Origin of the sequence: Pseudomonas cerasi (assembly GCF_027983475.1) — a bacterium.
In the GTDB taxonomy this organism is placed as follows: Bacteria; Pseudomonadota; Gammaproteobacteria; order Pseudomonadales; family Pseudomonadaceae; genus Aquipseudomonas; species Aquipseudomonas cerasi.
This window is the reverse complement of record NZ_JAQJVM010000002.1, coordinates 234,207-247,452: the sequence shown is the minus strand read 5'-3', so window position 1 is coordinate 247,452 and position 13,246 is coordinate 234,207. Positions and strand designations below refer to the sequence as shown.

Sequence of the window (13,246 nt, the reverse complement as noted above, 5' to 3'; positions counted from 1 at the left end):
TAGTGAGTCATGCAAGTTAAGCGATTTTTCGCCGCCGATATGCGTCAAGCCATGAAGCTGGTTCGCGATGAGCTGGGCGCTGAAGCGGCCATCATCGGTAACCGGCGCATTGCTGGTGGCGTAGAGCTGACTGCTGCTCTGGATTACAAGCTGTCCGCCCTGGCACCGCGTGTGCCGAACATGGAGCTGGAAGACGAGCTGCGCAAGACTCAGTCGCGCATCGTCTCCGCCCAGGCCGAATTGAACAACCGCAGCGACAGCGACGCATCGGTCAACCTGCAGCTGTTTTCCGGCAAGCCGGTCAACCCTGCCGATACGCACATCGAACCGACGCTCGAAGAGCCGCCGCGCCCATTCGCGTACGCACCGCCACAGGCCGCCGAGCCTGCCGTTGGCCAGCGCGCCTATGACTCGATGCGCTCCGAATTGAACGGCCTGCGCGAGCTGCTGGAAGTCCAGCTCGGCTCGCTGGCCTGGAACCAGTTGCAGGGCAGTCGTCCGCAGCAGGCCAATCTGTGGCGTCGCCTGCAACGTGTCGGCTTGTCCGGCCCGCTGTCACGCGATCTGCTGTCGATGATCCCGGAGATCGACGAGCCTCGTCAGGCCTGGCGCATGCTGCTGGCTCATCTGGCACGCATGATCGCCGTGCCGGAAGTCGAGCCGCTCGAGGAGGGCGGCGTGATTGCAATGGTCGGTCCTGCCGGCATGGGCAAGACCACCACCCTGGCCAAACTGGCAGCACGTTACGTGTTGAAGTACGGCCCGCAGAATATCGCACTGGTCAGCATGGACAGTTTCCGTATCGGCGCGCAGGAGCAGCTCAAGACCCTTGGGCGCATCCTCAACGTGCCGGTCACCCATGTCGATCCTGGCCAGTCTCTGGTTCAGGCGCTGGAACCGCTGCTGCGCAAGCGCGTGGTGCTGATTGACACCGCCGGGCTGCAGGCCAGTGATCCTGCGCTGCGCATGCAGCTGGAAAGCCTCGCGGGTCGCGGCATCAAGTCGCGCAACTATCTGGTGCTGGCAACCACCAGCCAGAAGCAGGTGCTGACAGCCGCGTATCACAGTTACAAGCGTTGTGGCCTGGCCGGATGCATTCTGACCAAGCTTGATGAAACAGCCAGCCTCGGCGAAGTCCTGAGCCTGGCGATCAGTCACGAATTACCTGTGGCCTATCTCACGGACGGACCACGCATTCCTGATGACCTGCATATTCCGCGTCGTCATCAGCTGGTAAGCCGCGCGGTGAGTGTGCAGATGCAGGATGAGCCTAGCGAGGAAGCAATGGCTGATATGTTTGCTGACCTCTATCACACCCCTGGCAAGAGAGTGGGTTAAGTGATGGATATTATTGGAATGTCCCTGCGTCAACGGTCTGCCATGCAGTGTTCATACGCGAACGTGCAGCCCTCGATGTGGTTTCGGTCTACGCAAGACAAGGTAAAGAAATAACATGGGCAGCATGCATCCCGTACAGGTTATCGCGGTGACCGGTGGCAAAGGTGGCGTCGGTAAGACTAACGTGTCAGTGAACCTTTCACTGGCCCTTGCCGAGCTTGGCCGTCGCGTCATGCTGCTGGACGCCGATCTGGGTCTGGCCAATGTCGACGTGCTGCTCGGGTTGACGCCCAAGCGCACGCTTGCCGATGTCATCGAGGGGCGTTGTGAGTTACGCGACGTGCTGTTGCAGGGGCCGGGCGGGGTTCGAATCGTACCCGCTGCTTCCGGCACCCAGAGCATGGTGCATCTGTCGCCCGCCCAGCATGCCGGCCTGATCCAGGCGTTCAGCGAGATTGGTGACAACCTCGATGTGCTGGTGATCGACACGGCTGCCGGTATCGGCGAGTCGGTGGTCAGCTTCGTGCGCGCCGCTCAGGAAGTGCTGCTGGTGGTGTGCGACGAGCCCACGTCGATCACCGATGCCTACGCCCTGATCAAACTGCTTAACCGCGATTACGGCATGAACCGCTTCCGGGTGCTGGCCAACATGGCACAGAGCCCGCAGGAAGGGCGCAACCTGTTCGCCAAGCTGACCAAAGTGACGGATCGTTTTCTCGATGTTGCGCTGCAGTATGTAGGTGCCGTGCCGTACGACGAGTGCGTACGCAAGGCGGTACAGAAACAGCGCGCCGTCTACGAAGCATTCCCGCGTTCCAAATGTGCACTGGCCTTCAAGGCCATTGCCCAGAAGGTTGATACCTGGCCGTTGCCAGCCAACCCGCGGGGTCATCTCGAGTTCTTCGTTGAGCGACTCGTTCACCAGACCAGTGCAGGGCCTGTGCAATGACTGCGAGCGGCTACCAGATGTACAGCAAGGCTTCCCGTAATTCACAATACGAGTTGATCGAGCGCTATGCGCCACTGGTCAAACGTATCGCTTATCATCTGCTGGCGCGCTTGCCGGCCAGTGTGCAGGTCGAGGATCTGATCCAGGCCGGCATGATCGGCCTGCTTGAAGTCTCCACCAAGTATGATTCCACCAAGGGTGCGAGTTTCGAGACCTATGCCGGCATTCGCATCCGGGGTGCGATGCTCGATGAGGTGCGTAAGGGGGACTGGGCGCCACGCTCGGTACACCGTAATACGCGTATGGTCAGTGACGCAATTCGGGCAATTGAAGCTAAAACCGGCCGTGACGCTAAAGATCACGAGGTTGCGGCCGAACTCCAGTTGAGTCTCGATGATTACTACGGGATTTTGAATGACACCTTGGGCAGCCGCCTCTTCAGTTTCGACGACCTGCTGCAGGACGGCGATCATGAAGGGCTGCACGAGGATGGCGCAAGCGGATCGCTTGAGCCGTCGCGCGACCTGGAAGACGAGCGCTTCCAGGCTGCGTTGGCCGATGCAATTGCCAATCTGCCAGAGCGCGAGCGTCTGGTGTTGGCGCTGTACTACGACGAAGAGCTGAACCTCAAGGAAATCGGAGAGGTTCTCGGGGTCAGCGAATCGCGGGTCAGTCAGTTACACAGCCAGTGCGCAGCTCGTTTGCGAGGGCGTTTGGGGGAGTGGCGAGCGCGTTGACAGGCAATGTGCGGTCTATGGCCGCGCGTTGACTGCAAGCCGGCTGTGCAGAGCGTTACGTGGTAACGGGGTGGACCCGTCAGAAGCCTGTCAGGTATTGCCTCGATGGGCTTGTTTCTCAGGTCCTTGCCTGTTGTTGTGCCAAGCCCGTCGTCGTTTCGTACAGCCGGGGGTGTGCTGTGCCAGTATTGAGTGAACAGCGTGTTCAGGTGCTGAATGCGTTAAAGACTGCTTGGAGGTCGAATTGGACAAGAACATGAAAATCCTCATCGTTGATGACTTCTCAACGATGCGGCGGATCATCAAGAACCTTTTGCGTGATCTGGGGTTTACCAACACATCGGAAGCGGACGATGGTCTGACCGCATTGCCGATGCTGCAGAGCGGTGCCTTTGACTTTCTGGTGACGGACTGGAACATGCCTGGCATGTCCGGTATCGATCTGCTGCGCGAAGTCCGCAAGGACGAACGCCTCAAGAGCCTTCCCGTGCTGATGGTCACTGCCGAAGCCAAGCGTGAGCAGATCATTGAAGCTGCCCAGGCTGGGGTGAACGGTTATGTAGTCAAGCCATTCACTGCCCAAGCCCTGAAAGACAAGATCGACAAGATCTTTGAACGCGTCAATAGCTGATGCAAGCCGCGAGGGCGCTATGGATAACAATGATTCGATGGCCGACTTTGAGTCGACCTTAAAAAGACACGCGCAGGAACTTGTCACCAGCCTTGAAAAGGGTCGTTTCGGTGACGCTGTGCAACTGATCCACGAACTCAACCAGACACGCGACCGCGGCCTTTATCAGGAAGTGGGCAAGCTGACTCGTGAGCTGCACAGTGCAATCGTAAACTTTCACATCGATCCGCACATGCCTCAAGCCGAGGAAGTGTCGCAGATCACGGATGCTACCGAACGCCTGTCGTATGTGGTGAGGCTGACCGAGAATGCGGCCAACCGCACCATGGACCTGGTGGAAGAGAGTACGCCGGTCATGAACGGCCTGAGTTCCGACGCCAAGGCGTTGAGCGATGACTGGGGACGTTTCATGCGCCGCGAAATCGGTGCCGAAGAGTTCCGCGAGCTGGCCAAGCGGGTCGATGGTTTTCTGACGCGTACCGAGAAGGAAACCCATCAGGTTTCCGCGCATCTCAACGACATTCTGCTCGCCCAGGATTACCAGGACCTTACCGGTCAGGTCATCAAGCGTGTGACGCAACTGGTGACCGAAGTCGAGAGCAATCTGCTCAAACTGGTGCTCATGGCCAGTCATGTCGATCGCTTCGCAGGCATCGAACATGACGAACAATCCATCCTCGATGAAAAAGATCCTAAAAAACATCTCACTCAGGGTGAAGGTCCGCAGATTCATGCCGATAAACGTGAAGACGTCGTATCCGGACAGGATGATGTAGACGATCTGCTATCGAGCCTCGGCTTCTAAGATCTGTAGACGGTTAATTTTAGGGAGCACCCCATGAGCTTCGGCGCCGATGAAGAAATCCTTCAGGATTTTCTGGTAGAGGCCGGCGAAATTCTGGAGCAGTTGTCAGAGCAATTGGTCGAGCTGGAAAGCCGACCGGATGATGCTGATCTGCTCAATGCAATTTTTCGCGGTTTTCACACTGTAAAAGGGGGCGCCGGCTTCCTCCAGCTCCATGAGCTGGTGGAGTGCTGCCACATCGCCGAAAACGTGTTCGACATCCTGCGCAAGGGTGAGCGTCGCGTTGATTCCGAACTGATGGACGTGGTCCTGGAAGCACTGGACACCGTCAACAGCATGTTCGGTCAGGTACGTGAACGGACTGACGTAACTCCGGCGACGCCAGAACTGCTGGCCGCGCTGTCGCGTCTGGCCGAGCCACAATCCGCCGACGAGGCCGCGGCTCCCGAGCCAGAGCCCGAGCCGGTGGTCGAAGTCCAGGCTGCTGCGGTTGCAGAGCCAGCGGCTGGCGACGAGATTACCGATGATGAATTCGAGCAACTGCTCGATTCGCTGCACGGCTCCAGCCCGGTGTCTGCAGCGCCTGCACAGGCGCCAGCAGCAGCGGCTGCGCCGGCGGGTGACGAAATCACCGATCAGGAATTTGAATCCCTGCTTGATCAGTTGCATGGCAAGGGCAAATTTGCGGCCGATGCTGCAACCGCTCCGGCCCCTGCACCTGTGGCGCAGGGCAGTGCAGCGCCTGCCGGTGACGAAATCACCGACGACGAATTCGAAGCGTTGCTCGATCAACTGCACGGCAAAGGTTCGTTTGACGCCGCGGTAGCGACGCCAGCAGCTGCTGCACCCGTAGCCGTTGCTGCCAAGGCGCCCGCTGCTGCGGCCGCGTCGGACGAAATCACCGATCACGAATTTGAAAACCTGCTCGACGAATTGCACGGCAAGGGCAAGTTCGAGCCTGAGGCGATTGTTGCCAAGGCATCTGCTCCGGCAGCCGCAGCGGCTGCTCCGCCACCGCCGCCACCTGCTGCCAAGCCTGCTCCGGCGCCTGCTGCGAAAGCAGAGCCGGCCAAACCTGCTTCGGCGCCAGCCCCTGCGCGCGCTCCTGCACCCAGCGGCGAAAAGCCGGTGGCGACAGAAGCCGAAACCACGGTTCGTGTCGATACCGCCCGACTGGACGAGATCATGAACATGGTCGGCGAGCTGGTGCTGGTGCGTAACCGCCTGGTACGCCTGGGTCTCAACAGCGGCGATGAAGCCATGTCCAAGGCGGTTTCCAACCTGGATGTGGTCACCGCCGATCTGCAGACTGCGGTGATGAAAACCCGCATGCAGCCGATCAAGAAAGTCTTCGGTCGCTTCCCGCGTCTGGTTCGCGACCTGGCTCGCCAGCTCAAGAAAGAGATCAACCTGGAGCTGGTCGGTGAAGAGACCGACCTCGACAAGAACCTCGTAGAGGCGCTCGCCGATCCGCTGGTCCACTTGGTGCGCAACGCTGTCGACCACGGTATCGAAACGCCGGAAGAGCGCGAAGCCACGGGCAAGTCCCGCGGCGGTCGTGTGATCCTTTCGGCGGAGCAGGAAGGCGACCATATCCTGCTGTCGATCTCCGATGACGGTAAGGGCATGGACCCTAACGTCCTGCGCTCCATTGCTGTGAAACGCGGCGTCATGGACAAGGATGCAGCCGATCGGTTGAGTGACACCGATTGCTACAACCTGATCTTCGCGCCGGGCTTCTCGACCAAGACCGAGATTTCCGATGTGTCGGGTCGCGGTGTGGGCATGGACGTGGTCAAGACCAAGATCTCCCAGCTCAATGGCTCGATTAATATCTATTCGACCAAGGGCCAGGGTTCGAAGATCGTCATCAAGGTGCCGTTGACCCTGGCGATCATGCCGACCCTGATGGTGATGCTGGGCAACCAGGCCTTCGCTTTCCCGCTGGTCAACGTCAACGAAATCTTCCACCTGAACCTGTCGACTACCAACGTGGTTGATGGCCAGGAAGTGGTGATCGTACGTGACAAGGCCTTGCCGCTGTTCTACCTCAAGCGCTGGCTGGTCAGTTCTGCGGCTCATGAGGAACAGCACGAAGGGCACGTAGTGATCCTGACGGTCGGCACTCAGCGCATCGGTTTTGTCGTCGATCAGCTGGTCGGTCAGGAAGAAGTGGTCATCAAACCGCTGGGCAAGATGCTGCAAGGTACGCCGGGCATGTCGGGCGCCACCATCACCGGTGACGGTCGCATTGCCCTGATTCTCGATGTACCGAGCATGCTCAAGCGTTACGCCGCACGGCGTATCTGAACCCGGGGTTGCGGGCAGCCTGGCTGCCTGCGACACCTATTGGAGTGTTTATGGCAGTCAAGGTCCTGGTGGTGGATGATTCCGGTTTTTTCCGCCGCCGCGTTACGGAAATTCTTTCTTCGGACCCCAACATTGTAGTTGTCGGCACCGCCACCAACGGCAAGGAAGCGATTGAGCAGGCGCTGGCACTCAAGCCGGATGTCATCACCATGGACTACGAAATGCCGATGATGGATGGCATTACGGCAGTTCGCCACATCATGCAGCGTATCCCTACCCCGGTATTGATGTTCTCGTCGCTGACGCACGAAGGTGCGCGCGTGACGCTGGATGCTCTTGACGCCGGTGCGGTGGATTTCCTGCCCAAGAATTTCGAAGATATCTCGCGCAATCCGCAGAAGGTCAAGCAACTGCTGTGCGAGAAAATCAACAGCATTTCACGCAGCAACCGCCGTTCCAGCGGCTTCGGTTCAGCCAGTGCAGCTCCGGCCGCACCGGCTCCTTCGACGTTGTCCAGCCGCGCGTCTGCGCCAGCCCCTGCACCTGCCAGGACGGTGCCGTCACGCACGGCGACACCTGCTGCGGCTCCGGCTGCTCCGGCCACTCATGCGCCGGCGCACCCGACTACTTCAGGCACAGCCAAGCGTAAGGCCTACAAACTGGTGGCCATCGGCACCTCAACCGGCGGTCCGGTCGCGCTGCAACGGGTGCTGACTCAATTGCCAGCCAATTTTCCGGCACCACTGGTGCTGATTCAGCATATGCCTGCGGCGTTTACCAAGGCATTTGCCGAACGTCTCGACAAGCTCTGCAAGATCAGCGTCAAGGAAGCGGAAGACGGCGACGTGCTGCGTCCTGGCCTGGCGCTGCTGGCGCCGGGTGGCAAGCAGATGATGGTTGACGGGCGCGGTACGGTGAAGATTCTGCCGGGCGACGAACGTCTCAATTACAAGCCGTGCGTCGACATCACCTTTGGCTCGGCTGCCAAGTCCTACGGCGACAAGGTGCTCTCGGTGGTCCTGACTGGTATGGGTGCCGACGGCCGCGAGGGCGCGCGACTGCTCAAGCAGGCCGGCAGTACCGTGTGGGCGCAGGATGAAGCGAGCTGCGTGATTTATGGCATGCCGATGGCCATCGTCAAGGCCGAACTCGCGGATGCGATCTACAGCCTCGACGACATCGGTCGGCACTTGGTAGAGGCCTGTCTCTGATGGATGTACTGAGCCTTATCGGTCTGATTCTGGCGTTTGTCGCAATCATTGGTGGTAATTTTCTCGAAGGCGGGCACCTCGGTGCCTTGCTCAATGGCCCGGCAGCTCTGATCGTGCTGGGCGGTACGCTCGGTGCTTCGCTGTTGCAGTCGCCGATGAGTGCGTTCATGCGTGCCATGAAAATCATCCACTGGATCATTTTCCCGCCACGTATCGATCTGCCCGGTGGGGTTGACCGGGTCATCGGCTGGAGCATGACCGCCCGCAAAGAGGGCTTGCTGGGTCTTGAAACCGTAGCCGATTCCGAGCCCGACGGTTATGCCCGCAAAGGGTTGCAACTGTTGGTCGACGGTGCCGAGCCTGCAGCGATTCGCAGCATTCTTGAAGTGGATTTCATCACCCAGGAAACCCGCGATATCCAGGCTGCGAAAGTATTCGAAAGCATGGGCGGCTACGCGCCGACCGTGGGTATCATCGGCGCGGTCATGGGCCTGATTCATGTCATGGGCAACCTGGCTGACCCCAGTCAACTGGGCAGCGGTATCGCCGTCGCCTTCGTTGCCACGATCTATGGCGTGGCCATGGCCAACCTGATCCTCCTGCCAGTGGCGAATAAGCTCAAGGCCATCGCCCACCGTCAGGCGCGCTATCGCGAAATGTTGCTTGAAGGTCTGTTGTCCATCGCCGAGGGTGAGAACCCGCGCTCCATCGAACTCAAGCTGCAAGGCTTCATGGAGTAACAGCGCATGGCTCGCCGTCGTCAGGTCGAAGAACATGAAAATCACGAACGCTGGCTGGTGTCGTATGCCGACTTCATTACCTTGCTGTTCGCGTTTTTCGTGGTGATGTACTCGATTTCCTCGGTCAACGAAGGCAAGTACAAGATTCTGTCCCAGGCATTGGTCGGTGTGTTCAATGACACCGAACGCACCATGAAGCCGATCCCCATCGGTGAGCAGCGCCCGGTTTCAGTCAAGCCCGCCGAGCCGCTGGTCAAGGACAGCGAGCAGACTGACGCAGGCATAGGTCAGGCGTCCGATGACCCGTTGCAGACCATTGCCCAGGACGTGCGCGATGCGTTCGGTGACCTGATCAAGTCCGACCAGATGACTGTGCGCGGCAACGAACTGTGGATCGAGATCGAACTCAACTCCAGCATGCTTTTCGGCAGTGGCGATGCGATGCCCAGCGACAAGGCCTTCACCATCATCGAAAAGGTCGCCGGGATCGTCAAACGCTTCGACAACCCGATCCATGTCGAGGGCTTTACCGACGACCAGCCGATCAGCACTGCACAATTTCCGACCAACTGGGAGCTGTCTTCAGCACGTTCTGCCAGCATTGTGCGCATGCTCGCCATGGACGGTGTCAATCCGGCGCGTCTCGCTTCGGTGGGCTATGGTGAGTTTCAGCCGATCGCCCCCAACACCAGCACCGTCGGACGCGCCAAGAACCGCCGTGTAGTGCTGGTTATCTCGCGCAATCTGGATGTTCGCCGCAGCCTGACCAGTGCTGGATCGGCCAATGTGCAACCGGATGCCGCATTGAGGCGTGCTGGCACACAAACTGCACCGGTGCCAGCAAAGCCGCCGGTACGCGCGAACGCCGTCAATTCTCCGTCACCCGCCCCCTAAACATCGTATCGGTATGGTCGTCGCTGTACGGAAGGAAAAACATTAATGAGAGTCTGGGCAGTAGCCAACCAGAAAGGTGGAGTCGGAAAGACCACCACGACCATTGCCCTGGCCGGTTTGCTGGCCGATTCAGGCAAGCGCGTGGTCGTGGTCGATCTGGACCCTCACGGCTCCATGACCAGTTATTTCGGGCATAACCCGGACGAACTGGAACACAGTGCTTTCGATCTGTTTCTGCATAAAGGCGCGGTGCCGGAGGGTCTTCCCGGCCAGTTGCTGCTGCCTACCAGCGATAAACGTATCTCGCTGATACCCTCCAGCACCGCGCTCGCCACACTGGAGCGTCAATCACCGGGTCAGAGCGGCCTGGGCCTGGTTGTCGCAAAAAGTCTGGCTCAGTTGTGGCAGGATTTTGACTATGCGTTGATCGACAGTCCGCCGCTGCTGGGCGTTCTCATGGTCAATGCTCTGGCGGCCAGCCAGCAGCTGGCGATTCCGGTGCAGACCGAGTTTCTGGCCGTGAAAGGTCTGGAGCGCATGGTCAATACGCTGACCATGATCAACCGTTCGCGCAAGGTGCCGCTGCCTTATACCATCGTGCCGACATTGTTCGACCGTCGTACCCAGGCATCGCTGGGCACCTTGAAATTGCTGCGCGACAGCTTCCCCGAGCATGTCTGGCAAGCCTATGTGCCGGTCGATACACGATTGCGCGATGCCAGCCGACTGGGGCTTACGCCGTCGCAGAACGACAGCAAGAGTCGTGGTGTGATCGCTTACCGGGCATTGCTCAAGCATATGCTCGCCGAGCAGCTCAATGCGCAGGTGGCCTGACGTGAACGTCTACTCTTTCTACATTGTTTGCTCAAGTGATGCCTCAATGCGGCCGATAACTGTATCAGGCTGCACATGCTCCATTTTTTGTTGGGCCCCGGTATGAACCGCCCTGTAGAAGTTGCAACACGACCCAAACTGGCTTTGCAGTCCTACCTGGACGCATTGTTGTACGACGCGACTGAAGTGCTCGAAGAGCCCGTCAGCAGCATCGATGAATTTCAGGCGGCTGTGCTCGAAGAGCAGGCCTTTGATGCGCGGATGCAAGCGCAGATCAAGCCGCTGGCCGTCGCCGTTGCCGCACCGGCTCCGGTGGCGGTAGCGGTCAAGGTTGAGGCGCCTGCGCCAGTGGTTGAAGTCGCTCCGGTGATCGTTGCCGAAGCGCTGCAGGTTGAAGTGGCTCAGGTTGAGGAGGCAGTGCCAACCGTTGCGCTGGTAGAACCGGTCGCCGAGTTGAGCACGCTGGCAGCCCAGCGTACACCGACACCACCGCCGACCAGTGATGGTCGTCCGGCATGGGCTGCCGAGCCGTTCGAATGCCTGTTGTTCGATGTGGCCGGTCTGACACTGGCGGTTCCGTTGGTGTGCCTGGGGTCGATTTATCCGCTGGCGGGGCAGGAGCTGACGCCGCTGTTCGGTCAGCCGGACTGGTTTCTCGGGATCCTGCCTTGTCAGGCAGGCAACCTGAAAGTGTTGGATACGGCGCGCTGGATCATGCCTGATCGCTACCGCGACGATTTTCGCCAGGGATTGCAGTACGTGATTTCGGTGCAGGGATACGAGTGGGGGCTGGCGGTGCATCAGGTCAGTCGTTCGTTGCGTCTTGATCCGAACGAGATCAAATGGCGCGCGCAGCGAGGTCATCGTCCATGGCTGGCGGGCACGGTCATCGAGCACATGTGCGCGTTGCTGGATGTTGCAGAGTTGGCCGAGCTGATAGCCAGTGGCGCGGTCAAGCAGTTGAACAAGTCGAAATAATCATGGGTCGGTGCCAGTGGCGTCACCTGCAAAGAACACACGTGAGGGGTTGGGGTTATGAATAAGTCGTCTGCACAAGGTTCCGAAGATCCTATTCTGCAATGGGTTACGTTCCGCCTGGACAACGAGTCCTATGGCATCAACGTAATGCAGGTGCAGGAAGTGCTGCGCTACACTGAAATCGCCCCGGTGCCGGGTGCGCCAAGCTACGTACTGGGCATTATCAACCTGCGCGGTAACGTCGTGACCGTGATCGATACCCGTCAGCGTTTTGGTCTGGCCCCGGTTGAAGTCAGCGACAATACGCGTATCGTGATCATCGAAGCCGACAAGCAAGTGGTCGGTATCCTGGTCGACAGCGTGGCGGAAGTGGTTTACTTGCGTCAGTCAGAAGTTGAAACTGCGCCTAACGTCGGTAACGACGAATCGGCCAAGTTCATTCAGGGCGTTTGCAACAAGAACGGCGAACTGTTGATTCTGGTTGAACTGGACAAAATGATGTCCGAAGAAGAGTGGTCCGAGCTGGAGAACATCTGATTGATCTTTGAGGTAGCTGTCGTCTTCCTGGGCATTCTCTGGGTTGTCACCCTGTTTATGTTCCTGGCCCATACCAGGCGTCAGCGCAAGCTCGACGCCGGGCGTGACGAGGCGGCTGCCTTGCGGGATCAGCGGATCAAGGAGTTGGCCAGGCGTCTGGACAACTACCAGAACGGCACGGTGCGCATGGGCGAAGCGTTGCATGAGCTGCGTGCCGTCGTTGCGCCGTTGCCCGACAAGCTCACCGCCCTGGAGCAGCGCGATCCCTCCACGCTGTCCTTCGCCCAGGCCGCCCGTCTGGTCGGCATGGGTGCCAGCATCGACGAGCTGACCCAGTCCTGCGGCCTGACCCAGGCCGAAGCGCAATTGATGACCAAACTGCACGGTAATACAGCGAGCTAGTTTCTCGTTCGTATGGCTATCGTTCCCATGCTCCGCGTGGGAATGCAGTTCGTGACGCTCCGCGTCACACAGTGGTTCTGTGATGTCAGGTAGATTGGGGTTCGACTCAGGTCACCTTTTCGCCCCTCGGCGAGTTACTTTGACGTGCCAAAGTAACCAAACCCCCTCGCTCCTGTTTCCGGCCCCACTTCGTCGGGTTCCTTCGTCCTGTCACTAACGTCGCACTCTGCGTCGTCAGTGCCATCGCGATAAAAAAGCGCATTTACGATAGCCGTGAGCGCTGGAGAGTTTGGAACCTGTAACTCAGTCCCTGCGCCCTTACTGCTCGTCCAGCGCAAACTCGGTCAGACAGAACGTCGGGATCTTCAGGTCGTTAAGACGCTTGGAACCGCCCAGTTCCGGCAGGTCGATAATCGCAGCGGCCTCGTACACTTCGGCACCCATACGGCGGATCAAATTGGCGGCGGCGATCAGCGTGCCTCCGGTCGCGATCAGGTCATCGAACATGATGACCGAGTCACCTTCGCACAGGCTGTCGGCATGCACCTCCAGATACGCTTCGCCGTATTCGGTCTGATACGCCTCTGACAGTACATCGGCAGGCAGTTTGCCTTGTTTGCGGAACAGCACCAGCGGCTTGTTCAACTGATAGGCAACCACCGAACCAATCAGAAACCCCCGCGCGTCCATGACGCCGATATGGCTGAACTCGGCATCGATGTAGCGCTGCACGAAGCTGTCAATCACCTGACGGGTGGCCTTGGGCGATTGGAACAGGGGCGTGATATCGCGGAAGACCACGCCCGGCTTGGGAAAGTCCACGACCGGGCGGATGAGGGATTTGAAGTTCGATTGATCGAAAGTCATCAGGGGGTTCCAT

General features: G+C 59.2%; 14 protein-coding genes. 13 read left to right on the top strand and 1 reads right to left on the bottom strand.

Annotated elements, in window-relative coordinates; all coding sequences use genetic code 11:
* Positions 1-9: 9 nt before the first annotated feature.
* The 13 genes from flhF to PI739_RS10165 all read left to right on the top strand — a co-directional run bounded on the left by flhF (position 10) and on the right by PI739_RS10165 (position 12,366).
* Entirely contained in the window at positions 10-1,338 is a 1,329-nt protein-coding gene (gene flhF / locus PI739_RS10225; RefSeq protein WP_003436114.1) for a flagellar biosynthesis GTPase FlhF, read from the top strand.
* A gap of 115 nt (positions 1,339-1,453) precedes the next feature.
* Positions 1,454-2,287 carry a flagellar synthesis regulator FleN gene (gene fleN, locus PI739_RS10220; protein WP_003412391.1) on the top strand — a complete coding sequence of 278 codons (834 nt, stop codon included), beginning with the start codon at positions 1,454-1,456 and terminating at the stop codon, positions 2,285-2,287.
* Positions 2,284-3,024, top strand: coding sequence for an RNA polymerase sigma factor FliA (fliA, locus tag PI739_RS10215; protein ID WP_002554271.1), 741 nt, complete (start codon positions 2,284-2,286; stop codon positions 3,022-3,024). The genes fleN and fliA overlap by 4 nt, the downstream gene beginning before the upstream one ends.
* A gap of 256 nt (positions 3,025-3,280) precedes the next feature.
* A complete protein-coding gene (locus PI739_RS10210; protein ID WP_161420660.1) occupies positions 3,281-3,655 on the top strand; it encodes a chemotaxis response regulator CheY in 375 nt (124 codons plus the stop codon).
* Positions 3,656-3,674: 19 nt separating this feature from the next.
* A complete protein-coding gene (locus PI739_RS10205) occupies positions 3,675-4,460 on the top strand; it encodes a protein phosphatase CheZ (RefSeq protein WP_003370183.1) in 786 nt (261 codons plus the stop codon).
* A gap of 33 nt (positions 4,461-4,493) precedes the next feature.
* The gene (locus tag PI739_RS10200; protein ID WP_054081565.1) at positions 4,494-6,770 is read left to right on the top strand and encodes a chemotaxis protein CheA; all 2,277 of its coding nucleotides are present in this window, start codon (positions 4,494-4,496) and stop codon (positions 6,768-6,770) included.
* 50 nt (positions 6,771-6,820) lie between these two features.
* The gene (locus PI739_RS10195; protein WP_003436116.1) at positions 6,821-7,981 is read left to right on the top strand and encodes a protein-glutamate methylesterase/protein-glutamine glutaminase; all 1,161 of its coding nucleotides are present in this window, start codon (positions 6,821-6,823) and stop codon (positions 7,979-7,981) included.
* Positions 7,981-8,721, top strand: coding sequence for a flagellar motor protein (locus PI739_RS10190; RefSeq protein ID WP_003436124.1), 741 nt, complete (start codon positions 7,981-7,983; stop codon positions 8,719-8,721). The genes PI739_RS10195 and PI739_RS10190 overlap by 1 nt, the downstream gene beginning before the upstream one ends.
* Before the next feature lie 6 nt (positions 8,722-8,727).
* Positions 8,728-9,615, top strand: a complete 888-nt coding sequence (gene motD / locus PI739_RS10185; protein WP_003370193.1) for a flagellar motor protein MotD — start codon at positions 8,728-8,730, stop codon at positions 9,613-9,615.
* Positions 9,616-9,660: 45 nt separating this feature from the next.
* Positions 9,661-10,449: a ParA family protein gene (locus tag PI739_RS10180; protein WP_003370196.1), complete on the top strand. Its 789-nt coding sequence runs from the start codon at positions 9,661-9,663 to the stop codon at positions 10,447-10,449.
* A gap of 75 nt (positions 10,450-10,524) precedes the next feature.
* Complete coding sequence (locus PI739_RS10175; RefSeq protein ID WP_003436127.1) at positions 10,525-11,427, top strand: CheW domain-containing protein; 903 nt, start codon at positions 10,525-10,527, stop codon at positions 11,425-11,427.
* A gap of 57 nt (positions 11,428-11,484) precedes the next feature.
* Positions 11,485-11,964: a chemotaxis protein CheW gene (locus PI739_RS10170; RefSeq protein ID WP_003370201.1), complete on the top strand. Its 480-nt coding sequence runs from the start codon at positions 11,485-11,487 to the stop codon at positions 11,962-11,964.
* A complete protein-coding gene (locus PI739_RS10165; protein ID WP_003370204.1) occupies positions 11,965-12,366 on the top strand; it encodes a DUF2802 domain-containing protein in 402 nt (133 codons plus the stop codon). It begins immediately after the preceding gene.
* A 318-nt stretch (positions 12,367-12,684) separates the two neighbouring features.
* Here the strand turns inward: PI739_RS10165 and PI739_RS10160 are convergent, their stop codons facing one another.
* Positions 12,685-13,233 carry an adenine phosphoribosyltransferase gene (locus tag PI739_RS10160; protein ID WP_003370206.1) on the bottom strand — a complete coding sequence of 183 codons (549 nt, stop codon included), beginning with the start codon at positions 13,231-13,233 and terminating at the stop codon, positions 12,685-12,687.
* Between the last annotated feature and the right edge of the window lie 13 nt (positions 13,234-13,246).